Origin of the sequence: Saccharibacillus alkalitolerans, assembly GCF_011090185.1 — a bacterium.
In the GTDB taxonomy this organism is placed as follows: Bacteria; Bacillota; Bacilli; order Paenibacillales; family Paenibacillaceae; genus Saccharibacillus; species Saccharibacillus alkalitolerans.
In genome coordinates, this window is sequence record NZ_JAAFGS010000001.1 from 1153535 (window position 1) to 1179606 (window position 26072).

Consider the following 26072-nt stretch of genomic DNA (forward strand, 5'->3'; position numbering starts at 1 on the left):
GGAAACAGCGATGAAAGAAATGATTCGCCTGGAAGGGCTGACCAAATCGTTCGGCGATCTTCAAGTACTGAAGGGCATCGATCTGGTCGTGGAAGAAAGCGAAGTGGTCTGCCTGGTCGGCGCCAGCGGTTCGGGCAAAAGCACGCTGCTGCGCTGCCTTAACTTTTTGGAGGAGAACAACGGCGGGAAGATTTATATCGAAGGGCAGGCCGTCGATCCGAAAAACGACGATCTGAACAAAATTCGCGAAAAGGTCGGCATGGTGTTCCAGCAGTTCAATCTGTTTCCGCATATGACCGTGCTGGAGAACGTGATCGAGGCGCCCGTCATGGTCAAAAAGGTACCGAAGCAGCAGGCGATCCGGGAAGCGAAAGAACTGCTGGCGAAGGTGGGGCTGGAAGAGAAAGCGGATGTGTATCCCGGCAAATTGTCGGGCGGCCAGAAGCAGCGCGTCGCGATCGCCCGCGCCCTGGCCATGAAGCCGGACATCATGCTGTTCGACGAAGCGACCTCCGCGCTCGATCCCGAACTCGTCGAGGAAGTGCTGAGAACGATGCGGGAGCTGGCGGAAGAAGGCATGACGATGGTCGTCGTGACGCATGAAATGAATTTTGCGCGCGATGTGGCCGACACGGTGATCTTCCTGCACGACGGAAACATCATCGAAAAAGCGCCTGCCGAAGAGTTTTTTGCAAACCCTCGGGAGCCTCAAACGCAGAGCTTCCTGCAGACGACGGCACCAAGATAGACGGCGGCGCGAACCAAGCCAACATCATCCGAACCAATATGTTAAATCGGGAAAAGCCTTCGCTTCGGCGAAGGCTTTTTTTGTGGCAAAAGACTGATTCTTCGCGCATCCAACCGGTCCGGCTAACCCAGTTCCTCGATATACTTCATCAGCTCGGCGATCGCATGGTACTGCAGCGTCAGCTGACGATCCAGCTTGTCCAGCGCGATTCGAAACGACTTTTCCGCCGAGGCGGCATTTTGCGTGTCCAGATCCTCCAACAGCCGCTTCATATTTTCGATAAAGTAGACGGTGCGGCGCAGCTCGCGCGGACCGAAAAGCCGATAGCCGCTGCGGGGATCGCGGAAGCGGATTGGATCATCGATCTGGGGCCGGAAGGCGGCGTCCGCGGAGGAGAAATCTTATTCTGCGGATCGCCGGCGGAAATGATCATTTCCGGACAAAGCGTAACCGCCGAACATCTGCGCGCCGAAGACTGAATGTTTTATCGTCAACCCCAATTTTTCGATAAGGTTTACAATAGCGAGAGGGCAGGCTATAATGCAAATGCGCCGGATACAGCCTCTTGGCTGCCGGTCCTCTTATCGACGAAGAAAAATCGGAGGTTAACAGGCAATGAAAACGAAAGAAATGGTCTATGCCGCCCTGTTCGCCGCGCTGATCGCGGTGCTGGGCATGATTCCGCCGATCCCGATCGGCTTTATCCCCGTGCCGATCACGCTGCAGACGCTCGGCGTCATGCTGGCCGGCGGGTTTCTGGGCAAAAAAACGGGCGCGATCAGCCTGATTTTGTTTATCGTGCTGGTAGCGCTCGGTCTGCCGATCCTGTCGGGCGGTTACGGCGGACTCGCGCCGCTGGTCGGACCGACGGCCGGATATATTTTCAGCTGGCCGATCGCCGCTTTCCTGATCGGCTGGGGTGCGGAGAAAGTATGGCCGTCGCTGAAAACATGGAAGCTGATCGCCGTCAACGTCGTCTTCGGCGTGATCCTGGTCAATCTGATCGGCGCGCCGGTCATGTCGCTGATTACGAATACGCCGATCTGGGCGGGACTGACCGGATCGCTCGTATTCCTGCCGGGCGACCTGATCAAAGCGGTGCTGGCCGCCGTCGTCATTATGCAGGCGCGGGCAATCAGCCCCGTGGAAGAGAAAGTGCTGGGCGCCTGAGATGCCGGTCTTCGAAAATGTCGGGTTCTATTATCGACGGGGACAGGAAGTGCTGCGGGGCGTCAGCTTCTCGATCGGGGAAGGGGAATATGTCTCGATCGTCGGCGGCAACGGCAGCGGCAAATCGACGCTGGCCAAGCTGATGAACGGGCTGCTGCTTCCCAAAAGCGGAACCGTTGCCGTACAGGGACGGACTACGTCCGATCCGCGGCACCTTCGCTTCATTCGCGAGAGCATCGGCCTGATCTTCCAGAATCCCGACGATCAGTTTATCACGACGAATGTAACGGACGAGATCGTCTTCGGCCTGGAAAACGTCCGGGTGCCCGCCGGGGAGATCGGGAAGCGGATTCGCCTGGCATTGGCGGCGGTAGGGCTGGAAGCTTACGCGGAATCCGCGCCGCACGAGCTGTCCGGCGGACAGAAGCAGCGGGCGGCCGTCGCCGCCGTGCTGGCCATGCGGCCGCGGATCCTTGTATTCGACGAAGCGACTTCGATGCTGGACCCCGGCGCGCGGGCGGACATGAAAACGCTGATGCGGAAACTTCATGAAGGAGGCATCGGAATCGTGCAGATTACCCATCATATGGACGAAGTGCTGGACTCGGAGCGGGTGCTGCTGCTGGATCGCGGCACGGTCGCCTTCGACGGCCGACCGGAAGCCTTTTTCCGAGGCGTTCCGCTTGAGCGTTACGGATTGGAAAAACCGTTTGCCGTCCGCGTGCACGAAGAACTCGGCTGGACGGGAATTCCCGGTGCCGACTGGAAGGAGCGTGCGGCCGCGCAATGGAAACGATCGTGAATCCGGCAAATGCAGCCGAATATGAACTGAGCGGCGTATCGGTGAATCTGGGCGGACGCGCCGTGCTGAAAAACATTTCGTTCAAGCTGGAGCCGGGCAGCTGGACTTCGCTGATCGGCCGCACCGGAGCGGGCAAGTCGACGCTTGCCCGGCTGGTCAAAGGGCTGGTGCCCGATTATGCGGGCGGCTGCCTCATCGGAGGAAGTCCGGCTCCGCGGGACCGCAGAGGCCGGGCGAAGATCGTGCCGGAGATCGGCTTCGTGTTCCAATACCCCGAGCATCAGATCTTCGAGACGACGGTCGAGCGCGAACTGAGCTTTGCGCTGCGGACGGGAGGGGCTTCGGCCCGCGAGATCGACCGGGCGGTCCGCCGCATGCTGGAGATGTTCGGCCTGGAGGAAGATTTGCTGGGGCAATCGCCGCTGCTGCTCAGCGGCGGGCAGAAACGGCGACTGGCGATCGCTTCCGTCCTCATCGCGGAACCGAAGCTGCTCATTCTCGACGAGCCGACGGCCGCGCTCGATCCGCTGAGCCGGCGCAGGCTGCTGGACCGGCTCCGGGACTGGCAGCGGGAAGAAGGGCGCGCCATGCTGTTCATTTCGCACCGGATGGAAGACGTCGCCGAGTATTCGGACCGCGTGCTGCTGCTTCGCGAAGGCGAACTGCTGGCGCACGAAGCGGCGGACGAGCTTTTTTTGCGCGGACACGAAAAGCTCGAGCTCGCCGGACTTGATCTGCCGGAAACGGCGGAGCTGCTGAAGCTTACCGAAGAGCTGTCGGGGCACCCGCTGACTCCCCGCAGCTGCCGCGAAGCGGATATTTTGCAGGCCGTGCGGGAAGCCTGGCGGACGCGGGGAGGAGAAGGCGGGCATGGAAAATAAACTGACGGTCGGCCAATTTCTCGAACGGGATTCGATTCTGCACCGCCTTGATCCCCGCACGAAGCTGCTGGGCATGCTGGCGCTCATGATCGCCCTGCTGACGGTCGGGGAGTGGAGCGGATACGCGGCGGCCTCGATCGCCGTAGGAATGCTGCTGGCTTTATCGCGCATTCCTGTTCGTTTCTATGCGCGCGGCGTGCTGCCCATTCTGCCTATTCTGCTGTTTACGCTGCTGTATCATATGGCGTTCGGAAAAGGCGATCGGGCGATCTTCTCGTACGGTCTTCTATCCGTTACCGAAGAAGGTACGGCGGAAGGCGTCCGGATCGTATGGCGCATCCTGCTGATGATTCTGCTGGCCTCGCTGCTGACCGGAACCACGCGGCCGCTGACGCTGGCGCAGGGGTTGGAAACCCTGCTGAAGCCGCTGTCGAAACTGCGCGTGCCGGTGGAGCAGTTCGCCCTGATGATCGTCATCGCGATCCGCTTCATCCCGACGATTCTCGAGGAGCTGGACCGCATTCAGCAGGCGCGTCGGGCCAGAGGCTTCGAGCCGTCCAAGCGCGGTCCGCTCGGACGGCTGGCGGCGTTCGTGCCCGTGCTCGTGCCGCTGCTCGCCACGACCGTGCGCCGCGCGGAAAACCTGACGATGGCGATCGAGGCCCGGGCTTACGGAGACGGCCGGGGGCGGACGGCTTATCGGCCGCTGAAGCTGCGGCGCCGGGATTGGCAGTCCGCGGCGGCTTTGCTGGCGATGCTGCTGGCGATCTTTGTCGCGGAACGGCTGGGATATCCGCCGTTTGCGGCTTGATCGGCGGCTGACCTTTTCTTTTGAAGTCGGCAACTTTAACGCGGAAGAAAACGTTTAATAAGCAGAATCTGGAATGCGCCGTACTCAAAAGGAGACGTGACCCGAATGACGAGAATCCGCCGGTTTGTGCATATCGTCCTTTGTTCTGTTTGGCTGTGCGCCCTGTCCGCATGTTCGCCGCCGACAAAAGAAGCGGCCGAGCCGCCTCCGCCCGCCGCGCAGGAGCTTCCCCCGATGAACGACGATTATCTGCCGGAGCTGTCCGTGTCTTCGCCCGACGGGGCAATCCCGACCGTGCAGAGCAGCTACTGCTGGGGCCGGCTCGGCTGCGCCGATTATATCGGCGGCCGCGAAATGATGGAAGGACGCGATCCGGCTCCGGTTTCCGCGGGAGCGGAGATCGAAGTGCGCTACTTGGTCGATCCCGCGCCGTCCGAGCTGTACGTGCAGCAGATCGGCGATAAGCCCGGCGAAATGAGGTCCGTTCCGCTTGACGAAGGCCGCTTTAATGCTCCCGAAGAACCCGGCATATTTTATTATTACGCCTCGGCCTGGTGGAAAACGGAAGACGGCGAGTATTCGAAAGGGAGCACTTCGTCGGTATTCGCGATTGAAGTCCGTTAAGCGTAAGGCGGAGCGGCCGGCCTTAACTTCCTTAACGGACGGACGGCATACGAAAAAAAGCATCCGGAGAACCCGGATGCTTTTTTTCGCTTAAGCGGCTGCCGACGAGGCGGGTTATGGCGGTCAGGAAGCGAGCCGCAGCACCAGAATGCCCGCCATAGCCAGTACGATCCCTATCGTTTCCTGCCGGCTCATCGCGTCTTTCAGGTAAAAGCGCGCGTACAGCAGCACGATCACGACGTTCAGCGCCGCGATCGCGGACACGATGCCGGTAATGCCGTCCTCGTAGGCGCTGAGCATGAGCACCATGCCGACGATGTTCGTCAGACCGACGGTCATGCCCCAGAGCAGCGTTCGTTTGCCCGACCAGACGGCGGGACGCGCGGAACTTGCGTTTTCGCCGTTCGGGACATTCGTGCCGGGCGTCTCTCGTTCCGGCGAAGCGGCAATCGGGATATCCTGCGAATACGAGGGCCCGGCCGCGGCGCTTCGGGTCCGCATTCGCCCTGCGGCATACATCAGGAAAAACAGCAGCGTCCCCGTCGCGAACATCATCGTCAGCACGGGAAACATGGAGCCGCCCGAGAGGACGGACTGCTTGGAGCTGAGGTCCGTGAAGCCGTACAGCAGCATGGCCAGAAGCCCCCACTGCCAGCCCGACAGCTGTCCGCTCTGCAGATCGCTGCGGTAGCGGACGACGATCAGCGCGAGCACGACGATGCAAAAGCCGAGCAGCTGCACGGAACCGAGCGTCTCGCGCCAGAGCAGATAAGCGGCCAAGACGACGACAATCGGAGTCAGTCCCGAAAAGAACGCGACGACGGAAGCGCGGCCCACTTCGTATCCCTTGTACAGCGAAGCGTTGGCGGCGAACGAGAACAGTCCCATCAGCACGCCGAAGACGATGCCGCCGTTCCAGGGCTGTCCCGCCCGAACATTGAGCAGGACCGAGATCAGGGCGCCGGACAGATAGACGCCCACGAACAGCAGATTGCGGTCGACGGGCCGCTGAGACGTCCATTGATACAAAATGCCCCGTATGCCGAAGCAAAGTGCGGCGCAGGCGGCGAATAGAAACCACATGGGACTTGCCCAACCTCCTTGATCGGAACTTCCTTTGAATCCTCAAGGAAGCGTGAAAGTTCATCTGCTGCAGATGTCTTATGCCTCATTCGCCTTCAAGGGCGGCGATTCCTGCACGGCGGATAAAGAGCGTCCTTCTCATAAAGCGCCTCCTCTTGGGCGACGACGGTCACTCCAGACTATCCAGCAGATCGGCGATTTCCTTCAGCTCGGAAGGCGGAAGCGGCGCGAGCGGCAGCGGAAGTCCCGGCCCTTCCATAAGTCCCAGTTGGATCGCGATGGCAGCCGCCGGACGCAGACTCCCGAAGCGGTCGAACAGCGACCAGAGAGGTTCCAACCTGTCCGACAGCGCTGCGGCTTCCGGATAGCGTCCCGAAGAGGCGGCCTGCACGATTTCGCGGCATGTCCGCGGGAACAGCCCGCCCAGCACCGAATACCAGCCGTCGCAGCCCGCGTTTATCCCTGCCGCGGCAAACCGGTCGCCGCTGACCCCGATCGTCACATGACCGGGAATTTGCGAGCGCAGCCGCTGGATTCGCTGCCTCGCTTTTGCCGGATCGTCCGGAACGCCCGGGATCTTAATGGAGCCCACATTCGGCAGGGCGGCGATCCGTCCGTGCAGTTCGTCGGTAAACGTAAACTTGGTCGTGCGGGGATTGTCGTAGACGCACAGCGGTACGGACAGCTCGCGCGAGACCTGCTCGTACAGGGAGAATGTTTCGTCTTCCGTCAGCGGCTGATACGACACGGGAGCGAGCAGCACGCCCGATGCCCCTGCCGCCTGGGCGTCTTCGGCCAAAGCCAGCACGTCCCGGGTACGCAGCGCGCCGATTCCCGCGATGACCGGGGTGCTTCCGGCATGCGCCGAAGCCAGTTCGACCGCGCGCCGGCGTTCCTCGCGATCCAGATACATATAGCTGCCCGTGGACCCGAGCACGCCGATCGAATCGACTTGGGCTTGCGCGAGGCGGCGGATGATTCCGCCGAACGCTTTTTCGTCGATCTTCTCGCCTCGGAACGGAGTCAGGGGAAAGGCGGACAAACCGGTAAACATAAGCGATACGCTCCTTTTCGGTCAGCTTTCTGTCCCGTTTATTATAAACAGCCGGCGGACAGGTAATACAGGGTCAGTTCAGGTTAAAAGAAAAGGGCCAGGTCGTCCGGACTTAAAATCGCGGCCGGAGCGCGGCGATTCGGACCGGTGTTAACGCTACTGGCGCAGTCCTGTGGAATCAGACGGTTTGGCTCTCGGCGGCTCGGGGTAAATCGGGGAAGGGATTTCTGCAGAATGACCCGCGATGGCGGAACGGAGGACAAAACAGATGAAAACCCGCGTATTGGGCCGTACGGGGCTCGAAGTATCGGCATTAAGCTTCGGCGCTTCTTCGCTGGGATCGGTATTCCGCGAGACGGACGACCAAGAAAGTATCCGCACCGTGCATACCGCGATCGATTCCGGCATCAACTATATCGACGTGTCGCCCTATTACGGTCTGACCAAAGCCGAGCGTGTACTGGGACAGGCGATCCGGGAAATCCCGCGCGATAAATTCCTGCTTTCCTCGAAAGCGGGGCGCTACGGAGAGTCGGACTTCGATTTTTCGGCGGATCGCATTTTCCGCAGCGTCGAAGAAAGTCTGGAACGGCTGCAAACGGACTACCTCGATCTTCTCTTTTTGCACGATGTCGAATTCGCCCCGGCGGGCATGATCGTACAGGAAGCCGTTCCGGCCATGCACGAATTGAAAAGACAGGGAAAAATCCGATTCTGCGGCATCAGCGGACTCCCGATTCGTCTGTTCGAGAAACTCGTTCCGCAGATTGAGATCGACGCCGTCTTGTCCTACTGCCATTATTCGCTGAACGACGACTCGCTGCTGGACCTGCTGCCGATGCTGCACGAAAAAGGAATCGGTGTCGTCAACGCTTCGCCGCTGTCGATGGGACTGCTCAGTACGCGGAAAACGGCAGACTGGCATCCCGCAAGCGAAGAAATCAAAGCGCTCTGCCGGAAGGCCGCGCGGCACTGCGAAGCGAGAGGGAGCGATATTGCCAAGCTGGCGATCCAGTATTCGACCCGCCGCGAGGACATCCCTACAACGCTTGTCAGCACCGCCGCGCCTGCCACTATCGTCAAAAACGCTTCCTGGACCGACGAACCGATCGATGAGGAGCTGCTGCGCGAAGTGCTGGATATTTTGAAGCCGATCCGCCGGGCATCGTGGTCCAGCGGCCGCCCGGAATATAACGAACCCCAATCATGAAGCAGGAGGCAGGGAAAATGAAACAGTTTCTGCTCGGCATGCAGGACCGGCTTATGATCGTCCGTCCTTCTTCGGAAGGCCGTATCGTCTCCTATCGTCTGCACGGGACGCAGCCGCTGGCCCTGGCCGCGGATCCGTATGCATCCGATCGGCTGTACTGCGCGACGTACGGCAGCGGACTTTGGAAAAGCGAAGACGGCGGAGACAGCTGGAGCGCGATCGGTAAGCCCGGGCTTTATCACGAGCGAAATACGGAAAAGGGAATGCGCTCCGCGCAGATCACGGCCCTGGCCGTTCATCCGACTCGTAAAGGCTGGGTGTATGCGGGAACGGAGCCCAGCGCCCTATACGTTTCCCGAGACTATGGAGAGCATTGGTCGGAATTCCGGGGAATCCAGGAGCTGCCGTCGAAGCCTCATTGGCAGTTTCCGCCGCGTCCGTATACAAGCCATGTACGCTGGATTACGCCGAGCTATGCAAAAGAAGAGCGGATCGGCGTGTCGATCGAAGCCGGGGCTTTTTTGAATACGTCAGACGACGGAGAGCATTGGAACGATCGTTCTTCTGCAAGCCCGCTGGATACGCATACGCTGCTGGCTCATCCCAAAGCGCCGGGACGGCTGTATGCGGCCTGCGGAGACGGACTGTTTGCCAAAGAGCATGCTTATGCGGAGAGCCATGATGAAGGGAGGACTTGGACGTTTAAAAGCGAAGGGTTGGAACGTCATCCTTACCTGTACGGAATGACGCTTCACCCGGCCGATCCGGAAATTCGTTTGGTTTCCGCCGCCGAGAGTGCTTCCGCGGCTCATCATTCTTCGCTGTATTCGACCCTTTACAGAAAAACCGGCGAATACCCTTGGCAGGAGATCGGAGAAGGCCTGCCGCGCGAAGGGGCTTTTATTGCCGTTTTGGCTGCAGATCCTGTCGAGAAGGGCGTGTTTTATGCGCTCAACAACTTCGGCCTGTACAGATTGCCTTCGGGGCAGGATCGCTGGGAGCGGTTGGAGATTGCATGGGATACTGCATTCGAAAAGCAGCATCCGGGTTGTTTGTGGGTCGGGGATTATGATTCAGCCGAAGAATGAGCAGAGTTAGGGGAAGTATCCATCATTGGATACTTCCCCTAATCCGTTTCTATGCTCGTCAAGTGGGTCGTTATTTTGGAATTTCACATACTCGGCTTATTTTGTCCAACTCTCGATTACTTTTAATTGATCGCCGTCCTGCGCGAAATGCAGGAACTGCATGACATCGCCGGCCGTCTTTTCTCCGGTCGTTTTGTCTTCATTGGTGATTCTGTAATGAATGGCCGCCCAATCTCCGCTGATCAGCATATTGTCGAATTGAATACGCTTGGTGTCGGTCGAATCGGCAGATTCCTTCATAGCAGCTTTGTATTCGGAGAGGTTCAAAGTATCTTTGCTCGTATGATACTGCAGGCTGCTGTCGTAATAGGTATCTGCCCATTTTTCCCAAGAATCGAACCCCTGGTTCCATTTTTCGAAATCGTTCAAGATCACGTCTTTTATCTTCTTGCCCATATCGCTGTCGATCGGCGTAGGGGAGGTGACGGGATACTTGGCTTCGAGATCCGTCGTATCAGGAATCTCTTTATGGACGATGGCATCGAGCGACTCCTGCTGCGCGGCTTTCTCGTTGTCATTTTGGAAGCTCGACACCTGTTCAAAATCTTCGCCTTTCGTTCCGGCCCAGCCTTCCACGACTCGAGTACCCCGCTCATCCCCATAGTCTTTGAAGTGCACGAATTCCATTACGCTTCCGTCCGATGACTTTTCGCTCTGTCTGTCGGTCGTCGAGATGTCATACCGAATGGCGGCCCAGTCGCCGGAAATGATCATATTATGGAAATTCCCCATCTGTATGTCGCTGGACTTCAGCTGCGCGTTCATCGAAGACTGATATTCCTTCAGCGTGAGCTTCACGCCATGAACGTTATAAAGGGAATCCGGCGTATACAGAATGTCGCCCCAAGCTTCCCACGTCTCATAGCCTCTGTTCCAATTTTCGAATCCGTTCAGCAGCCTATTCTGAATATTTTTCTCCATTTGAGTGTCGATCGGAGTCGGGTTGACGACGGGGAAACGGGCCGCCAGTTCTTCCGTGTTATCGTAGGAATCGGAGATATTTACCGCAGGTTCAGTCCCTGCAGGTTCGGCGGCCGCGGTTTCAACGGAGTCGGTAGCGGTTTCTTCTTTCGTAATGTGTGTGGCCGTATCCGTATCCGTTTTCGCTTCGCATCCCACGCCGGATAGGAGAAGAGCCATAGTTGTCATACTCACCGCGAGCGTCTTAATGCCGTTTTTTTTCATGATCATTCTCCTTTCAAATTTCAAAATTTAAGATATGACTTAGCGTACCGGTCCATAAACTCTGCGGCATCGTACAAAAGGGCATCACGTACTGCCTTTTCGGGAACTAAAGATCATTTTTTGTGAATAATTTCACTCTTCCCGAAAGGGAAAAAAACAGCGGCCCGTTCGTACGATGCTGTCGTTTCGATCAGACGATAAGATTGGAATATAGAAGCACGGACACATTCTAGAAACACAGATCCATTTAAAAAAGGAGCCTTCCGTCATGAAATTAAAAATGATCATTAACCCGGTTTCGGGACAGCATAGCGCTCATACCATCAAGGATTCGGTCATCCAACGTTTAAAACAAAGATACGGTTTAAATGACGCGGATATTTTCTATACAAACAAAGAGAATAGGGGCTTAGAGACTTCGTTTTTCGAAAATTGCGATTCGCTCGTCGTTGCGGGAGGGGACGGAACGCTTCATTACGCCGTCAACACGGTCAAACGTCTCGGCATAGACATTCCTTTGGCTTATCTGCCGACGGGCACAGTGAACGATTTCGGGAACAGCTTAAAATTGCCTCGAACCTGCGACGCTTTTTGCAGTATGCTGGAAAACGGGCTGACCCAAAAGATCGATATCGGCTTGGCAGGCGAAGAGTACTTTCATTATCTGGTAGCGGGCGGAGCCATGAATTCGCTTAGCTATACGACCAATCAGACCTTAAAAAACGTCATGGGGGATAAGGCTTATTATTTATCGGCTGTACCTAGGCTTGCCAAGCTCTTATCGGGAACGCGTATTCAGATTGAATGCGACGGACTGCAAGAAGATCATGAAGCGCTGCTGTATTTGATTACGAATTCTCCGATTGTAGGCGGGATTAAAGGAATGGTTCCGAATGCGAAGATGGATGACGGACATCTGCATGTTCTGGTCATTAAGAAAAACTCGCTGCTGAGTACGCTTCAGCTGTTGTTGGAGATCCGAAACAGAACGCATCTTAATCATCCGGACGTGTTGTATTTTAAAACGCGGCGTCTAATCATCAAGCAGTATGGAGAAGATATCGCCAACGTAGGAATAGACGGTGAAATTCATAGCAGCTCGCAATTTGAAATTAACGTGATTCCGCAAGGGCTGACCGTTATGGTTTCTTCGGATTCTTATGCCGCTTAAAAACAATTAAGGAGACGATTATGATGCAAATATGTATCAATCCGGCGTTAAGCAATGAGGAAGTGCCCAATCTGCGAAAAGCAATCGGATGGGACGGACGCGAAAGCGATTATCCCGCGCTGTTCGAACGCTGCAATTTCTGGGCGGGCGCGAAGGACGAGCAGGGCAATCTGGTCGCTTTCGGTTATGTGGCCGGCATGGGACTGCAGCACGGCTACATGGAAGACATCATGGTGCATCCCGATTACCGGGGACGCGGCATCGGAGAGCGGTTGGTGAAGCGGCTGTTGGAAGAAGCGCAGGCTTACGGCTTGGAGATCGTGACGCTGACGTTTGCGGAGCGGCATGCTTCTTTTTACGAGAGATGCGGATTTCGGGTAGGATCGGGCGGCGTGTGGGAAAAGAAGTAAAACAGCGGCAGCGTAAACGAATGAACCAGCAGCAGCCGCGGCAAGCAGCCGGTCGCATAGTCGCGAAAACTCCGACACAGGCACGGATCGACCGGATTGCCGGCTCGGGCAGCCGTAAACCGCTCAAGTCGTGCGTCGATCGATCTGCAAGTCTGACAAAGCGATCGACGCGCGACAGGGTCGCTTGGAATCAATCGGTCCAAGCGACGAACTTTGCGATTAAGCGCCGAGTTCGTGAATTGTGCAGACGCGCATCGATTGAGCCGAGTCAAAGCGAATCAAGCGTAATCGGCTGATTTGGCGGCCGGACCGGACATTCTGCTTATTTCCTTATATACTTCTTCACAAAATCCGTATTTTGTACATATGTATATAGAAAAGCAAATCCTCTTAATACATGGACAATTATGACTTAGCAATTTTACTAACCCGCATTTCATTTCATTTCGCATGGATAAAATCACACATCTCTTATCATTTCTTTACAAAAAACTCGTCAATCCGTTGCTGCCGAATCGACGAGTTCAAAATTACTGTTCCGATGGTTTGTTTTTTGCGATTTCATTCTGTTTGGCCTTCAGTTTTTCCGGCGTCACATCGTCGCCCAAAGGATCGATAATCGTCGAATTCAGCAGGATATCGTTAACGGATCCGCGAAATGCTCGAAGATACTCTTTGCGAAGCTGCGCTTGTTCTTGTTTTTCCTCAGCGGTCAAACCGTGTTCTTTTTCTTTCTTCGATAACTCGTTGATTCTTTCCAAGCTTGGAATTACCATGTCTTATCCTCCTTGACGAAGCAAAATCATGAACGGCCTCGGCTGCTCATACGTATAAAAGATTTTAACTAATTTTTCCGTTCATGTACATAGGCGCCGGTATCGACCTGATCGATTAAGCTTAAGCCGTCGGCGCGTGAAAAAGCCCCTATCGCCGGGATAAGGGCTTTTTTGACCGTTAAAGTTTGAATTTCACCATGCGTTCCATAAGATCTTGGATTTGTGCGCTCAAATGCAGGGTTGATGCGGAAATTTCTTGCATCGTCGCCTGCTGCTGTTCGGAAGCCGCCGCGACATGCACCGTTTCGTCGGTCGACTTGCGCGCGATGTCCGATACGAGCGCCACCGTATCAGATACTTGTTCGGCACCGGCTGCCAGCTGCTTGACGGCGCTTGATACTTCCTGGGCCTGTAAGCCGACCTGCCGCATTTCCTGCATGATGGTCTCGAACAGCACGCCGCTTTCGGTCACGCTGTTCACGCCCTTTTCCACTTCGTTCGCCGTCGTTCCCATAAGCTGAACGGCCTGCCGGGCTTCGGAAGCGATCTCTTCGATGCCGGCCTGCACCTGCTCGGTCGCTTTGCGGGTTTGCTCCGCCAGATGGCGAATTTCGGTCGCGACTACGGCAAAGCCTTTGCCCTGCTCGCCTGCGCGTGCCGCTTCGATCGAAGCATTCAGCGCCAAAATATTCGTTTGTCCCGAAATGCTTGCAATAAGTCCCGTAAACCCTTCGATCTCAAGCGATCGCTCGCCGAGCCGTCTCATCGCGTCTCCCGACTGCCGCATGGAGCCGTAGACCGCATTCATTTGACCGGCGGTATTTTGCACCAGCTGGTCCCCCTGTTCGGTCTGCTTGATCACGCTTTCGGCCGACTGCGACATCGCGCTCGACGATGCGGCGATACGGCGTACTCCGACCGTCATTTCTTCCATCATGCGAGCGGCTTCGACCGCCTCTCGGCTCTGACCGCTCATTCCTTCCGCCACGTGTTCGATCGACTCCGAGATCAATTGAGCGGCCAGCGACGTCTGCTCCGCGCTGGACTTCAGATCTTCGGAAGTCAGATTGACCGTCTGGCCGATATCGGCCGTCTGTTTCAGCATTCCCCGAAGCGTTGCCGTGGCTTCGTTCAGATCCGCCGCCATCAATCCGAACTCGTCCTTTGACGAGATCGGAATCGTCTGGGTAAAGTCTCCGTTTGCCAGCGCCCGAATTCCCGCCGTCATACGCTTGATCGGTCTTCCGATAATCCAGCGCGTCAGAGCCCAGACGGCAAGACCCAAAAGCAGCAGCGCGGACACGCTGACCCACAGCGATGTGTTCCGGCTTTCCGTATAGCTTTTCATGATCGCGGATTTCGGCATAACGGTCTGAATATACCACGAATCGTTCTCCGTAATAGGGAGCGGAACGAACGCCCGAATTTCTTCGCCGATTTCCTGTACCCGCTTGCCCTGCTGCATGCCTGCAAAAAGATCCGGATATTCATTCGCGAAACCGGAAGGCTTGCCGACTTCTTCGGGCTGCTCGGGATTGACGATGTAGGTACCGCTTCCGCTGAGCAGCGTGACGTAACCGCCGAGCGGCTGATAGGCTTCGGCGTTCTGCTGCAGGACATCCAGCATGAAGGTCGCGCCGACAACGCCGAGGAAGTCTCCCTGCTCGTTCAAAACCGGCATCGCGATGGTCGAGATCAACGAAGGTTTTGCCGGGTCTTTCGAAATGTCGTAAGGATCTACCACAACGGCTTTTCGAGTTTCTTTGGCTTTATTGTAAGCGGCGTCCTGTTCGAAATTGGCGAAAGGAATCGTCATGGGCTTGCCGGTTTCGTCCCTGACGGTAAGCGACGCAAGACGCCCGCCGTTCGATCCATAGACGGGATCCGACCTGTAACCGGCGTCGTTATCGTACGCATTCGGTTCCCATACCGTAAAAGCGGCGGACAAGGCAGGATTGTTTTGAAGAAGGTTGTCCAAGGACAGCTGCAACCGGGCGCGGTCCGCGTCTCCCAGGGCCAGCTGACCCGGCAGTTCGGTGGCAAGGTTCCCGAATGAAGTGACCGCGCTATGCAGGATTTTCGCGTTTTCATTGACATACTCATTGCCTGCTTGTTGAGCAAGTAAAGTTCCCGCCGTTTGGCTTTCCCTTTTTAGATCATGCAAATTCCAAGCGATCAGGATCGAAAAAGCCGCAATCATGATCAAAGACGCGAGCATAATGAACTTCATGTTCACTTTCATGTTTTTGTACCGATTCAATATGTGTTCCTCCCTATTCTGTTCATGCTGCAAACGCATTTACAGAATATATCGGAGTTTTCCAGTAAAATGTAAATTTTATATTGAACCGCCTAACCGACTTCCAACCCGTAAGCCCGACAAGCCTCTTCCAACCCGCCCGCGAAAAACGTCTCCGACGTCGTGAACGCCCATTCCCCGTCGATTTTCCGAAACTGTCCGAGTACCAGCGTATCGCACACCGCGCTCGGCATATATTCGAACGTATGGTACAGATCCCGCTCGTTGTCGATCGTCAGCTCCACCCTCTGCTTATACGTATCCAGCGAGCCTACGATCACGATTCGCGTGCAGTGCGCCGGCAGCTTCGCCAGATCGAGGATCAGCAGCTTTTCCCAGACGTTGTCGTTGATCAATCGCACGCATTCGCTCGGATGATCCGGTTGATTATAAAAAATAAAGTCTTCTTCGCCCGCGCAGACGTCGTATTCGTTCACCAGGAAAGCCGACAGATCGATATCCACTTCGTCTTCCGAATCGAGCTTGGTCAGCTTCAATTTCAATTCGCTGTCCGGCGAAACGCCGATGCGCGAGCGCAGCCGTTCTTCCGTCTTGTCCAGCTGCGTCTTATCCCACACCTCCACGCCGAGCTGCTCCGCCATCTGAAGCGCCGCGCGGCTGAAATAGCTGGTCGCCACGACCATATAACTGTCGCAGTCGTACATTTTCGCCCCCGCGTATACTTCCTGCACCGCCCTTACCGGCACGACGTTGCTGAAGCACTTGAGCTGCACCGCCCGCCGGACTCCGCCTTTGATCGCGATCAGATCGACACCGTAGTCCGGCGCATAAGGATCGCTCGTCGGCACTTCGACCTCATAGCCGAGCTTCGTAAACAGATCCTGCATATGGTATTCGAACGTTCTGCCGTCCAGCACGATCTCTTCCAGCACCGCCGGGGTAAACGAATAGGTCGTCGTCAGATCCGGAATGCCGTAATTCGCCCCGATCTTCTCCATGCCCGCGTTATAGCCGTTGCCGATCGCGTTGAAGCGCCATTCTTCCTTATACGCGTACAGCGTGCCGAGTTCGAGAGCGGTGTTGCCGGCGCATTCGTTCATGTCGACCTCATAGCGCAGCAGCTCCCGGTTGTCGTAAGTCATGACGCGGATATACAGCTCTTCCGGCGAGCCGCCGGGCATGACAAGGGTAAACAGGATCTTGTCGAGCCCGGCTTCCCCGATCGCCGGCAGATTGACCGTATACTGCTCCATATCTTCCGTCGGCAGCTCTCTTCCGTCCACGTGCGTCATGCCGATCGTCGATTTATTCCCGAAAAAGGCGATGCTCTCCGCGTCCGGCAGCCGTCCTTCCTTCAGCAGCATGGCCGCCGTCAGGCATTCGCCTTCCCCCGTTTTCCAGCCGATGCCGATCTTCAGGTTATTCTGCCCGACCGGCGTCTTGGAGCCCTTCACCACTTGCTGCGATTCCGAACGGTCTTCGGTACGCATCGCGCGCACGCGGCCGCTCATCGGCAGATCCGTCTTGTTGACGTATTGGGTGAACTTATTGAAGATTTTGCGGTACAGCACCGACGTCGCCAGGCTCGAGATCTTCGGCGCATGGGTCAGCGTGACGTTCTTGGGCGTCTTCTCCGTGCAGCGCAGCGGGTAGCCCTTGATCGAAATGAAATTCCAAAACAGATGCGGGGCGTTCATCGAAGCGATCGGATTCAGATAAGGCGTAATCTCCTCGTCCGTAAACCAGATAATATGGGTCAGCTCGCTCGTCGTGAACAGCCGGGAAAACAGATCGATCTTCTCGCCGCGCCCGGGGTCTTTGCCGTAGATCTCGTCTTTCATGTACGTATGGGTATTGTCGGACACAAACGGCGGCAGCCGGTAAAAAGAACCGTTGGCTTGAGCCACCGTCTTGACCGGTCCTCCGAGCGTCAGCGGAGACAGCTTGTTGAACACCGTCTGCATGTTGGCCCGCTTCATGTATTTTTGCAGCCCTTCGGCCGTGTTGACGATCAACATGACGTTCATCTTATCCGTGTCCACGCCCTGCCGGGTTAAGTACGATTGATACGAACTGCGATAGCTGCTGGCTCCCATGCTGGTTCCTCCCTTAGGTCAAAATGACCATATCCTCCCTAAATAGTACTCTTTTTTCGGCTGGAAGTGAATGTACAAAAAGAGAAAAAGAGTCTGGACGAATCCCGCCGCGATGCCGACGGAAACTTTGACGATCGGGCAAGAGCCGCGCAGAAACAACCGGCTTCCGCGCTTGTTCCCGATGCGCGCGGAAGCCGGTTGTTTGATTCAAGCGTGAAATCTAAAGGGACTACGGGGTCGGGACGGCCGATTCGGCTCGCACCGTGACCGCGATCTTGGACGTCCGGGTCTCGCCGGCCGCGCTGCTCAGCACGCCTTCGTATTCATACGTTCCCGGCGCCCGATCGGAGACGCGCGTGACTGCCGACTGCGCGCCCGGCGTCCGGGCCTGCAGGCTCTGGGTATCGATAAGCTCGCCGTTCTCGTACAACCGGTACTCGGTGGCATTGGTGCCCCACCACATATTCATGTCGATCTTATAGCTTCCGTCTTCGTCCCAGTTGTCGTGCGACAAGACGGCCTGCCCCGGGGAAGCGTCGGCGACCGTCACGCTCAGCGGAGCGCTTGCCGTCGCGCCGAGCGAATTGATCAGCTCGCCCGTATAGACGTAAGTGCCGTTAGGCTTGCCCGCGATGTCGATCTGCACCGACTGCGCGGAAGGCGACTGGGCGGTGAGCGGCACTTCCTTGATCAGCTCGCCGTTCTCGTACAGCTTGAACGAACGGCCGTTGACTCCCCACCACATATTCATCGTGATCGTGTAATCGCCGTCTCTTAAGCCGGTATCGTGCCCGTTATTGTCGGACAGCACCGGCATTCCCGGCACGTCGGTCGCTTCTTCTCCGGGCTCCTCGCCCGGTTCGTCGCCCGACTTCACGAAGGCCGACAGCGGGATATTCAGTTCTTTGACCAGACCCGCCACGAGTTTGGACACTTCGATCGCGCCGTTCATCTGCAGATGCGTATTGTCTTCCTTGCCGTCGACCCACATGAAGATCGATTTGGTGCCTTCCGGACCGAGCTCGTTGAAATATTCCCAGCTCGCCTGATTCAGGTCGACCAGCGAAGTGCCGGTTTCTTCGGCCGTTTCTTTCATCGCCCGGACGTATTCCGGGAAGCTCTTGTTCAGGACGTCTCCCGTGTAGTCGCGCCGGTTCACCGGCGTCACCAGAACCGGAACGGCCCCGCGCTGACGCGCGCCGTCGATATACGTCTTCAGATAGACCTTGAACTGCTCCGGCGTCAGATAGCGTTCCGGACGGGAAGGCGTGGAATCGTTATGCGACCACTGCATGAACAGATAATCGCCTTCATGCACATCGAGCAGAAGATCGTTCAGATACCCGCCGGTGAGGAACGTCTTGCTGCTCAGGCCGCCGACGGCGCGATTGTCGACGCTCACTTTTTCAAGATCGAAATACTGCCCCAGCGTTTCGCCCCAGCCCGCCTGCGGACGGTAGCTCTCCGTGTAATTGGCCACGGTCGAATCGCTCGCCAGATAGATGACCGGTCGTTCGCCCGTTCCGTTATCCGGCAGGCGTTCGATCGTCAGAGCGTTGATCTTCGGCGAATTGCCGGAGAATTCGAAATTGAAGACGCCGTCGATCAGCGCCACGTCGTAGGTCGCTTCCTTGAACTCGCCTTTGGCGATCGACGACAGCGGAAGCTTGGTCATCTGTTCGGCGACCACGCCGGTGCTCGTCGATTCCTCGGCGTCGCCGACGGTCATCGTGACCCGGTAGTTCCCCGGTTCCATCTCCGCCAGGAAGGAGGTCGCGTTGACCCGGGTGAAGTCTCCCGTCAAGGCGTCACCTGTCTCCCGGTTCTCGTCTTCGGTCAGCGACGTATCCGCGAATCCGTAGCCGCCGCCTTCGATATAGGCGTGATCGGCCGTCACCGGGATATATCCCTCGGCGGCGCGGCCGGAACCGAAATCGAACTTGTAGGCGGTCACCGGTTCGGCGGCTTCGCTTGTCAGCGAGTCTTTGGCGACCTTCAGCATATTCAGCGCATGCTTCACTTGAGCCGGAGTCGCCTCTTTATCGATAATCGCTTCGGCAGCGGTCAAAGCCCGGTTCATCACTTCGCGCGAAGCTGCCGTGTACGGCGACAGATCCAGCTTTTGAATCTCTTCGTACAGCGCGATCAGCGCCGCCTGATCGCCGGATTCAGGAGGAAGCTCCGTGCCTTCGATGCGGACGTTGTCGAGCGCCGTCGTCCAGTTCAACGTGCCCGAACCGCCTTTTCTCGTCCCCAGGAAACGGATGGATCGGACATTGTCGGCATAAGCGCCCGGACTCAGCTTCAAGCCTTCGAAGGTCTGCTTAACCGCCGGATTGCTCCGGCTCGTCAACGTCAGATCCATCGTCTTGTTCGCGAAGTTGATCGCGGCGTCGACGTGGATCCACTGATTTTTCGGAATCGTCGTCGCGATGCCGCCTTCGGGGAGCGCGGTGCTGCCCGTGCCGTAATCGGGTGCGTACGGCCCGACGAAGTAATGAAGGTTCGCGTCGCTGTTTTTGGCGGCTAACGTGAACAGCGCGTTTTCATTGGCGTCCTGAACGGTCAGATGGCCTTCCGACGGATAAGCGCCCACGCTGCCGGACTGCCAATCGAAATTCACGTGGACCTTGTCCCCGTTCACGGCGTCGAACAGGCGGAACGTCTTCGCCCGATGGCCGGAACCGCTGCCGGCGAAGGACAGCACCTTGCTTCCGTCCTGCTCGATCACGGTTCCCGACATCGTTCCTCCGATCCCGGTCGCATTGATCAAGGCATGGCGGTAAGCGGCCGGATCGCCTTCGAAGTCCTCTTCATAGAGCTGGGCTTCCGGTTCGGGCTCCGGTTCTTCCATATCCGGATCGATGACCAGCGGCGAGATGCCGAGACCCATGCTTTTGACCGCGTTCGCGACCAGCCCGGCAATCTTGCCCGCTCCGTAGCTGCTGAAATGGGTATTGTCGCCGACCCCGTTCGGATACTTCGGATATTCGCCCGGGTTCGCGTACAGGAACAGCTTCTCCGCCGCCGCGTTCCCGATCGAGTCGTAATACGCCACGCTCAATCGGCTGAGGTCGATCAGCGGCACGTCAAGCTCCGCCGCGGCTTCCTTGGCCGCCTGGACATATTCCGGGAAGCTGACGTTGAACTGTTGAGTGACCGTATTGAAGTCCCGGCGTCCCACCGGAGTCAGCAGAACCGGCGTCGCGCCGCGCTGCTTGGCGCCGTTCACGTAACGCGCCAGATACTTCTTATAATCCGCCGGGGAAGCATACCGGTCCGGGATGCCCGCGCTGGTGTCGTTATGCCCGAAAGAGACGAAGAAGTAATCGCCCGGCTTGATGCGCTGCAGAATGCTGTCCAAGCGGCCGTCGACCATAAACGACTTGCTGCTCCGCCCGCCGATCGCTTCGTTGACGACTACGGCGCCGTTCGCGAAGTAGCGTCCCAGCTGTTGGCCCCAGCCCTGCTGCGGCGCCTGCGCTTCGCTGTACGACTGCATGGTCGAATCGCCGGCCATGTAGATCGCGGCGGCGCCGCCGGCTTCTTTTTCCGGCTTCTTCTCGATCAGGATCTCTTGAATGTCGTTCGCCGCGCCCGTAAACAGGAAATCGAGCTGCCCGTCCACCAAAGCGACGTCATACGCATATTCCAGCGGCGTTCCTTTCGTTACCGAACGAACCGCCATTTTTTGCACGTATTCCGACTTGACGCCCACGTCGGAGTCGCGCGAATCGCTGCCCAGCTTAAGCGTCACTTTGTAATCGGCGTTCGGCAGGTCTACCGCGAACGTCGTGCCGGGCGCGGCGGATACTTCGTTTTTCCCGACCGTCACGCCGCCCGTATCGGTAAACCCGTAGCCTCTTTGCTCGGTATAGCGCGTATCCTGCACGCCCGTATTTCCCGCCGTCGTCTCCGTTCCGAAGTCGAACCGATAGACCGCTTCCGTCTGCCTCGCTCCGCCGGTCAGCTTCAGTTTCGCTTTCGGAAACTCGGTCGCTTCCGCTCCGAGATAAAACCCCGTGTGCGGCGGCTGGTTGTACGAAACGTTCTGCCATGCAACGCCCATCCGGTAGACCGGGTCGTGCATCAGCGTCGGGATCCGGTATTCGGTCGGAACGGTCGTCGTATACAGCCGATATTCCGAACTGTCTTCGCTCCGCACGAGAATTTCTTCGCGCCAATCGCCCAGGATGTCCGCTTGAAGCGCCGGATTCCCTTTTGTATGGTTGTTGGTCAGGGCGCCGGTCGCCCGGAAAATTTCGTTCAGCTTTTTATTCTCGTAATCCCATTTGTACACGACCGGGGTGCCTTTGGCCGTGCTCGCGTCCCACTGGTGGTCGAACAGCTCGCGCTGCAGGTCTCCGTCCCACCAGATCGCGAAGTTCGCGCTTTTCGGCGACTGTTCCGGCGCATACACGGCTTTTCCGTCGGCCGAGTAGGTGCGGGTGACCGGAACGCTTTTTCCGTCCGCGATGGTCGTGGCCCAGGATTCGTAGCCCGGATAATTCGGATCGATGTCCGCCGACATGCCCCGGCCGGTATCTTTTCCGGTATACTCTCCCCAGAGAATCTCGCCCGTACCCGCGTCCCGCATCTCCAGCCCGTATGCGGCATCGGCATGTTCATGCACGCTTACGACCTGATAACCCGCCCGGTTCGGATCCAGTTTGCCCGCATGGATCGCGTCCCCGTGTCCCAGACCGGTGCTGTAGAGCAGCGAGCCGTCGTCGTCGATCGCGAGCGCGCCGAACATGATCTCGTCCCGGCCGTCCCCGTCGACGTCGAGCACGCTCAAGTTATGATTGCCCTGCGACTCGTACTTCCTGCCGGCTTCGTTCGTGTCGAATATCCAGCGCTTGGCGAGCTGTCCGCCGACATAATCATAGGCGGCGATAACCGAGCGCGTGTAATAGCCTCGGGTCATGACGACGCTCGGCTTCGAGCCGTCCAAGTAAGCGATGCCGCCGAGGAAGCGGTCCACGCGGTTGCCGTAGCCGTCGCCCCAATCGCCGACATTGCCTCTGGGCGGATCGTAATTCACCGTCGAGACGGCCGCTCCGGTCTCGCCGTCGAACAGCGTCAAATATTCCGGTCCCGACAAAATATATCCGCTTTCGTTGCGGTAGTCTTTGGTCCCGTCGCCGATGATCTTGCCTTGACCGTCTTTCGTGCCGTCCGCGGTTTTGACCACGACTTCAGCTTTGCCGTTTCCGTCCAGGTCGTACACCATCAATTGGGTGTAATGGGTGCCGGCCCGGATATTGACGCCCAGATCGATCCGCCACAGCTTCGTGCCGTCCATCTTGACCGCGTCGATATAAACATTGCCGGTATAGCCGGCCTGCGAATTGTCGCGGGAATTGCTCGGGCTCCATAAGAAGACGATTTCGTATTCGCCGTCGCCGTCCAGATCCGCGACGGAGGCGTCGCCCGCATAATACGAATACGTCCCGCCGTCTTTGGTTCGCCCGTCGGCCGGCTTATCCAGCGGAATCGGCAGATATTGTCGATGCCAGACCGAAGCGACGTCGGGCTGCATCTGTTCTTTGCCCGCTACGACGGTCGAAATCTGATACTGCGAGCTGTCGAAGCCCGTCTTGTCGACATAGTTGGTTCCGTCTTCGATCGGCGCGGCATTGACTTTTACGCCGTTTTTATAGATATTGAAAGCGGTATCATCCGAGTCCGTACTTAAGTATTTCCAACTCAAAAACACGCCGTCGTCCACGAGTACCGCGACCAATCCGCGATCCAGGTATTCGGCTTGGCGGGCCGGAAGCGCATCTGTGTTCTCCGCATGCGCCGGCGCGGGGGGAATGACCAACGTAATGACCATAAGGAACGCTAAAAACGCAGCGAATACGGACTTCCGAGCGGAACCCGGTTTGCGGTTCATCGAATGAATCCCTCCTGTTTGTGAATATCGTTTTTTGGATTTCGGACAGAAAATTCTGCGGTTCAGTCACGAATCCCCCTTTCTTGGTAACGTTTACAATTATTTTACAAGCCTAAAAAAAGCCACACAATCTAAAAAACGTGACTTATACTATAACAAAATTGACTTTTCGGGGAGCTGAAGCGATGTATCATACGGTCTCTTATGCGTTTCGCAGCGATGACGTGTCGATCATGACGGTCGACTCCGTCGGATGGCAGAACGTGTCTCATCCCAAGTACCGCTGTTTGAGCAGCGCCAGGCCGGACTGCGGGCATGTCGTCTTTCAATACACGCTCAGCGGCCGGGGTTATCTGGATATCGGCGGGCGGACCTTTGCGCTGCCGAAGGGTCATGCGCTCATGGTGAAAGTCTCCGAAGAACACTGCTATTACTACCGGGAAGGCAGCGCGGAACCGTGGGAATTCGTATGGATCAACATTCGGGGGGACGAAGCCAATCGGATCTGGGACCTGATTCTCGAAAAAGAAGGGCATGTGATCCGGCGCGCCCCGGACTCGCCCTTGATCCAGGAACTGTGGGACATTATCCGCCTGATCGATCAAGAGAAGGTGACGGATCGGTATCGGCTGTCCGTGCAGGCGTATCGGTGGCTGCTGACGTTGATGCAGAGCAGCCGGGATGCGGAAAAGGACATCGGCGCCTTGTCGGTCACGACGATCGAGAAATGCAAACGATTCATCCGGGAGCATTACGCCTCGCCGCTCACGCTGGATCTGCTCGCCGAGCACTGCGGGATCAACAAGCACTATCTATGCCGCTTGTTTCAGCGATCCGAACAGACCACCCCGCTCGCTTATCTCAAAGACAGACGGATCGAAGCCGCGCTGACGATGCTGCGCACGACCGAGCTGCCCGTTTCCCGGATCGGTCAAAAATGCGGCTTCGAAAGTCCCAGCTACTTCGGCAAAGTATTCCGGCAGTATATGTCCATGTCACCGACGGAATATCGCCTGAACAAGCTGGAATACCCGTACGACGCCATTTATTACGAGTAGCCGTGTATCGTCTCTTTACGCGGAGCCGTGCGGCAAACCCGGGCAGGACGCGATTTCGCGCCCTGCTTTTTTTGCTGCGTGCCGAGGCCTATCCGGTAAAGCGAAAAACTCGGGATTGACAGCGATGCGGAGCGATGATACATTGTGCATGCACGATATACACGCGGTGAAGGGGATGAGCGCATGATCATGCTGGACGTCAAAAACGTGAGCAAAAAGTTCGAACATTTTCAACTGGATAACGTATCTTTTCAAGTGCCTCAGGGCTATATTATGGGATTTATCGGGATCAACGGGGCGGGCAAGACGACGACGATCAAATCGATTCTGAACTTAATCACCGTCGACAGCGGAGAAATCCAGATCATGGGCAAAAACGTCGCGATTCACGAGGCCGAGCTGAAGCAGTCCATCGGATACGCTTTCGGCAATGTCGATTTTTATACGCGCAGCAGGATCAGGACTTTGACCAAGGTCGTCAAAACGTTCTACGACAACTGGGACGACGAAGCTTATCGGCGGTACGTCCGAAAGTTCAAACTGATCGAGGACAAAAGAATCGCCGAGCTGTCCACGGGCATGAAAGTCAAATACAGCCTGGCCATCGCTTTGTCGCACGGCGCCAAGCTGCTGATCCTGGACGAGCCGACAAGCGGCCTCGATCCGGCGGCGCGCGACGATCTGCTGGACATTTTCCGGGAATTGGTTCAAGACGGAGAGATCAGCATCCTGTTCTCGACGCATATTACGTCCGATTTGGAGAAATGCGCCGACTATATTACGTACATACACGAAGGCCGAATCGTCGGCAGCGCGGAAAAGGACGAATTTATCGATACCTACCGATTGGTCAACGGGAAGGTCGAAGAGCTGGAAGGAATCAAAGAGCGTTTGATTTCGCATCGGGTCAACTCGTTCGGCTTTACCGGATTGATTCGCGCCGATGAACTTCCTCCGTCTGCGGCCGTCAACGTCGCGATTCCGAATCTCGAAGAAATCATGGTCTATTATTCCAAGAAGGAGGCCGCCCATGTATAATCTGCTGATGAAAGAATTGAGACTCGGCGTCAGCCCCTGGTTTTATGCTCTGCCCTTCGTAACCGGCGCCTTGATGCTCATTCCCGGCTGGGTATACTTCGTCGTCACGCTGTACGTCTGCATGATTACGATCCCGAACATATTCGCGGGTTACAAAAGCCAGAACGACCTGATGTTCACCAACATGCTGCCCGTCAGCAAAAAAGACATCGTCAAATCCAAGGTCGGAATCATCGTTTTCCTGGAGCTGCTGCATGTGATCGTGGCGGTCGTATTCGGAGCGGTCAGCCTTGCCCTTTATCCGAATATCGAATATATTTTTTTCAAACCTACGGCGGGATTTTGGGGACTGACACTGATTATGCTTGGCATCTTCAACGTTTGCTTCATCCCGATGCATTATAAAACGGCGTACAAATACGGCTCCGCCTCCATCGTGTCCATCGCGGCCGCTTTCCTGTTCGCCGCCGGGGCCGAATGGCTGGGTATTTCGAACGCGTTCGTGCGCGATTTGTTCAAAGGCAGCGGCGCCGACGACTGGGGCATTCAACTTTCGGTCCTGCTTGCCGGAGCGCTCGTCTTTGCCGCTCTGACGATTATCGCGTATCGGGCAGCCTGCAAACGATTCAAGAAAGTGGAAATTTAACG

Annotated in this window: 22 protein-coding genes; 14 read left to right on the forward strand and 8 right to left on the reverse strand. The window is 56.9% G+C overall.

Features of this window, described 5'->3' with window-relative positions:
* Positions 1-10: 10 nt before the first annotated feature.
* Entirely contained in the window at positions 11-748 is a 738-nt protein-coding gene (locus GYN08_RS04995; protein WP_328802888.1) for an amino acid ABC transporter ATP-binding protein, read from the forward strand.
* Between the two features lie 122 nt (positions 749-870).
* Here GYN08_RS04995 and GYN08_RS05000 read toward each other — a convergent pair whose 3' ends face one another.
* On the reverse strand, positions 871-1008 hold the full coding sequence (locus tag GYN08_RS05000; RefSeq protein WP_166272914.1) for a hypothetical protein: 138 nt from the start codon (positions 1006-1008) through the stop codon (positions 871-873).
* On the opposite strand from GYN08_RS05000, the gene GYN08_RS05005 reads away from it, so the two are divergent.
* The 6 genes from GYN08_RS05005 to GYN08_RS05030 all read left to right on the forward strand — a co-directional run bounded on the left by GYN08_RS05005 (position 988) and on the right by GYN08_RS05030 (position 5036).
* Positions 988-1227: a hypothetical protein gene (locus GYN08_RS05005; RefSeq protein WP_166272915.1), complete on the forward strand. Its 240-nt coding sequence runs from the start codon at positions 988-990 to the stop codon at positions 1225-1227. The genes GYN08_RS05000 and GYN08_RS05005 overlap by 21 nt on opposite strands.
* A gap of 136 nt (positions 1228-1363) precedes the next feature.
* Positions 1364-1918, forward strand: a complete 555-nt coding sequence (locus GYN08_RS05010) for a biotin transporter BioY (protein ID WP_166272916.1) — start codon at positions 1364-1366, stop codon at positions 1916-1918.
* A 1-nt stretch (position 1919) separates the two neighbouring features.
* Entirely contained in the window at positions 1920-2720 is an 801-nt protein-coding gene (locus GYN08_RS05015) for an ATP-binding cassette domain-containing protein (RefSeq protein ID WP_166272917.1), read from the forward strand.
* Positions 2705-3601, forward strand: a complete 897-nt coding sequence (locus GYN08_RS05020) for an ATP-binding cassette domain-containing protein (protein WP_166272918.1) — start codon at positions 2705-2707, stop codon at positions 3599-3601. Before GYN08_RS05015 ends, GYN08_RS05020 begins: the two co-directional genes overlap by 16 nt.
* On the forward strand, positions 3591-4412 hold the full coding sequence (locus GYN08_RS05025; RefSeq protein WP_166272919.1) for an energy-coupling factor transporter transmembrane component T family protein: 822 nt from the start codon (positions 3591-3593) through the stop codon (positions 4410-4412). Before GYN08_RS05020 ends, GYN08_RS05025 begins: the two co-directional genes overlap by 11 nt.
* Before the next feature lie 234 nt (positions 4413-4646).
* Positions 4647-5036, forward strand: coding sequence for a hypothetical protein (locus tag GYN08_RS05030; RefSeq protein WP_166272920.1), 390 nt, complete (start codon positions 4647-4649; stop codon positions 5034-5036).
* A gap of 123 nt (positions 5037-5159) precedes the next feature.
* Here the strand turns inward: GYN08_RS05030 and GYN08_RS05035 are convergent, their stop codons facing one another.
* Together GYN08_RS05035 and GYN08_RS05040 are read right to left on the reverse strand one after the other, a co-directional pair.
* Positions 5160-6119 (reverse strand): DMT family transporter, encoded by a 960-nt coding sequence (locus GYN08_RS05035; RefSeq protein WP_166272921.1) that lies wholly within the window; start codon positions 6117-6119, stop codon positions 5160-5162.
* Between the two features lie 169 nt (positions 6120-6288).
* Positions 6289-7173, reverse strand: a complete 885-nt coding sequence (locus GYN08_RS05040; protein WP_166272922.1) for a dihydrodipicolinate synthase family protein — start codon at positions 7171-7173, stop codon at positions 6289-6291.
* Positions 7174-7441: 268 nt separating this feature from the next.
* On the opposite strand from GYN08_RS05040, the gene GYN08_RS05045 reads away from it, so the two are divergent.
* Positions 7442-8383 (forward strand): aldo/keto reductase, encoded by a 942-nt coding sequence (locus GYN08_RS05045; RefSeq protein WP_166272923.1) that lies wholly within the window; start codon positions 7442-7444, stop codon positions 8381-8383.
* Positions 8384-8400: 17 nt separating this feature from the next.
* A complete protein-coding gene (locus GYN08_RS05050) occupies positions 8401-9471 on the forward strand; it encodes a WD40/YVTN/BNR-like repeat-containing protein (RefSeq protein WP_166272924.1) in 1071 nt (356 codons plus the stop codon).
* 96 nt (positions 9472-9567) lie between these two features.
* Here the strand turns inward: GYN08_RS05050 and GYN08_RS05055 are convergent, their stop codons facing one another.
* A complete protein-coding gene (locus GYN08_RS05055) occupies positions 9568-10716 on the reverse strand; it encodes a nuclear transport factor 2 family protein (RefSeq protein WP_166272925.1) in 1149 nt (382 codons plus the stop codon).
* Positions 10717-10984: 268 nt separating this feature from the next.
* Here GYN08_RS05055 and GYN08_RS05060 point away from each other — a divergent pair, with 268 nt between their 5' ends.
* Both GYN08_RS05060 and GYN08_RS05065 read left to right on the forward strand, forming a co-directional pair.
* Positions 10985-11887 (forward strand): diacylglycerol/lipid kinase family protein, encoded by a 903-nt coding sequence (locus GYN08_RS05060; RefSeq protein ID WP_166272926.1) that lies wholly within the window; start codon positions 10985-10987, stop codon positions 11885-11887.
* Positions 11888-11907: 20 nt separating this feature from the next.
* On the forward strand, positions 11908-12297 hold the full coding sequence (locus GYN08_RS05065; RefSeq protein ID WP_206023585.1) for a GNAT family N-acetyltransferase: 390 nt from the start codon (positions 11908-11910) through the stop codon (positions 12295-12297).
* Positions 12298-12827: 530 nt separating this feature from the next.
* Here GYN08_RS05065 and GYN08_RS05070 read toward each other — a convergent pair.
* The 4 genes from GYN08_RS05070 to GYN08_RS24050 all read right to left on the reverse strand — a co-directional run bounded on the left by GYN08_RS05070 (position 12828) and on the right by GYN08_RS24050 (position 23328).
* On the reverse strand, positions 12828-13073 hold the full coding sequence (locus tag GYN08_RS05070; protein ID WP_166272927.1) for a DUF896 domain-containing protein: 246 nt from the start codon (positions 13071-13073) through the stop codon (positions 12828-12830).
* Between the two features lie 178 nt (positions 13074-13251).
* Positions 13252-15333: a methyl-accepting chemotaxis protein gene (locus GYN08_RS05075; protein ID WP_166272928.1), complete on the reverse strand. Its 2082-nt coding sequence runs from the start codon at positions 15331-15333 to the stop codon at positions 13252-13254.
* Positions 15334-15425: 92 nt separating this feature from the next.
* On the reverse strand, positions 15426-17429 hold the full coding sequence (locus GYN08_RS05080) for a TerD family protein (protein WP_166272929.1): 2004 nt from the start codon (positions 17427-17429) through the stop codon (positions 15426-15428).
* Positions 17430-17658: 229 nt separating this feature from the next.
* Positions 17659-23328: a rhamnogalacturonan lyase family protein gene (locus tag GYN08_RS24050; RefSeq protein WP_166272930.1), complete on the reverse strand. Its 5670-nt coding sequence runs from the start codon at positions 23326-23328 to the stop codon at positions 17659-17661.
* A gap of 185 nt (positions 23329-23513) precedes the next feature.
* Between GYN08_RS24050 and GYN08_RS05090 the strand changes: the two genes are divergently transcribed.
* The 3 genes from GYN08_RS05090 to GYN08_RS05100 all read left to right on the forward strand — a co-directional run bounded on the left by GYN08_RS05090 (position 23514) and on the right by GYN08_RS05100 (position 26070).
* The gene (locus tag GYN08_RS05090; RefSeq protein WP_166272931.1) at positions 23514-24386 is read left to right on the forward strand and encodes an AraC family transcriptional regulator; all 873 of its coding nucleotides are present in this window, start codon (positions 23514-23516) and stop codon (positions 24384-24386) included.
* 183 nt (positions 24387-24569) lie between these two features.
* Positions 24570-25424, forward strand: a complete 855-nt coding sequence (locus tag GYN08_RS05095; RefSeq protein ID WP_166272932.1) for an ABC transporter ATP-binding protein — start codon at positions 24570-24572, stop codon at positions 25422-25424.
* Positions 25417-26070, forward strand: coding sequence for an ABC-2 transporter permease (locus GYN08_RS05100; protein WP_166272933.1), 654 nt, complete (start codon positions 25417-25419; stop codon positions 26068-26070). Before GYN08_RS05095 ends, GYN08_RS05100 begins: the two co-directional genes overlap by 8 nt.
* Positions 26071-26072 lie beyond the last annotated feature (2 nt).

What these genes read in the sequence shown, in the direction of transcription:
- GYN08_RS04995 (WP_328802888.1), top strand. Translation starts at nt 11, where the DNA reads ATGAAAGAAATGATTCGCCTGGAAGGGCTGACCAAATCGTTCGGCGAT.
- GYN08_RS05010 (WP_166272916.1), top strand. Translation starts at nt 1,364, where the DNA reads ATGAAAACGAAAGAAATGGTCTATGCCGCCCTGTTCGCCGCGCTGATC.
- GYN08_RS05015 (WP_166272917.1), top strand. Translation starts at nt 1,920, where the DNA reads ATGCCGGTCTTCGAAAATGTCGGGTTCTATTATCGACGGGGACAGGAA.
- GYN08_RS05020 (WP_166272918.1), top strand. Translation starts at nt 2,705, where the DNA reads ATGGAAACGATCGTGAATCCGGCAAATGCAGCCGAATATGAACTGAGC.
- GYN08_RS05025 (WP_166272919.1), top strand. Translation starts at nt 3,591, where the DNA reads ATGGAAAATAAACTGACGGTCGGCCAATTTCTCGAACGGGATTCGATT.
- GYN08_RS05030 (WP_166272920.1), top strand. Translation starts at nt 4,647, where the DNA reads ATGAACGACGATTATCTGCCGGAGCTGTCCGTGTCTTCGCCCGACGGG.
- GYN08_RS05035 (WP_166272921.1), bottom strand. Translation starts at nt 6,119, where the DNA reads ATGTGGTTTCTATTCGCCGCCTGCGCCGCACTTTGCTTCGGCATACGG.
- GYN08_RS05040 (WP_166272922.1), bottom strand. Translation starts at nt 7,173, where the DNA reads ATGTTTACCGGTTTGTCCGCCTTTCCCCTGACTCCGTTCCGAGGCGAG.
- GYN08_RS05045 (WP_166272923.1), top strand. Translation starts at nt 7,442, where the DNA reads ATGAAAACCCGCGTATTGGGCCGTACGGGGCTCGAAGTATCGGCATTA.
- GYN08_RS05050 (WP_166272924.1), top strand. Translation starts at nt 8,401, where the DNA reads ATGAAACAGTTTCTGCTCGGCATGCAGGACCGGCTTATGATCGTCCGT.
- GYN08_RS05055 (WP_166272925.1), bottom strand. Translation starts at nt 10,716, where the DNA reads ATGAAAAAAAACGGCATTAAGACGCTCGCGGTGAGTATGACAACTATG.
- GYN08_RS05060 (WP_166272926.1), top strand. Translation starts at nt 10,985, where the DNA reads ATGAAATTAAAAATGATCATTAACCCGGTTTCGGGACAGCATAGCGCT.
- GYN08_RS05065 (WP_206023585.1), top strand. Translation starts at nt 11,908, where the DNA reads ATGATGCAAATATGTATCAATCCGGCGTTAAGCAATGAGGAAGTGCCC.
- GYN08_RS05070 (WP_166272927.1), bottom strand. Translation starts at nt 13,073, where the DNA reads ATGGTAATTCCAAGCTTGGAAAGAATCAACGAGTTATCGAAGAAAGAA.
- GYN08_RS05080 (WP_166272929.1), bottom strand. Translation starts at nt 17,429, where the DNA reads ATGGGAGCCAGCAGCTATCGCAGTTCGTATCAATCGTACTTAACCCGG.
- GYN08_RS24050 (WP_166272930.1), bottom strand. Translation starts at nt 23,328, where the DNA reads ATGAACCGCAAACCGGGTTCCGCTCGGAAGTCCGTATTCGCTGCGTTT.
- GYN08_RS05090 (WP_166272931.1), top strand. Translation starts at nt 23,514, where the DNA reads ATGTATCATACGGTCTCTTATGCGTTTCGCAGCGATGACGTGTCGATC.
- GYN08_RS05095 (WP_166272932.1), top strand. Translation starts at nt 24,570, where the DNA reads ATGATCATGCTGGACGTCAAAAACGTGAGCAAAAAGTTCGAACATTTT.
- GYN08_RS05100 (WP_166272933.1), top strand. Translation starts at nt 25,417, where the DNA reads ATGTATAATCTGCTGATGAAAGAATTGAGACTCGGCGTCAGCCCCTGG.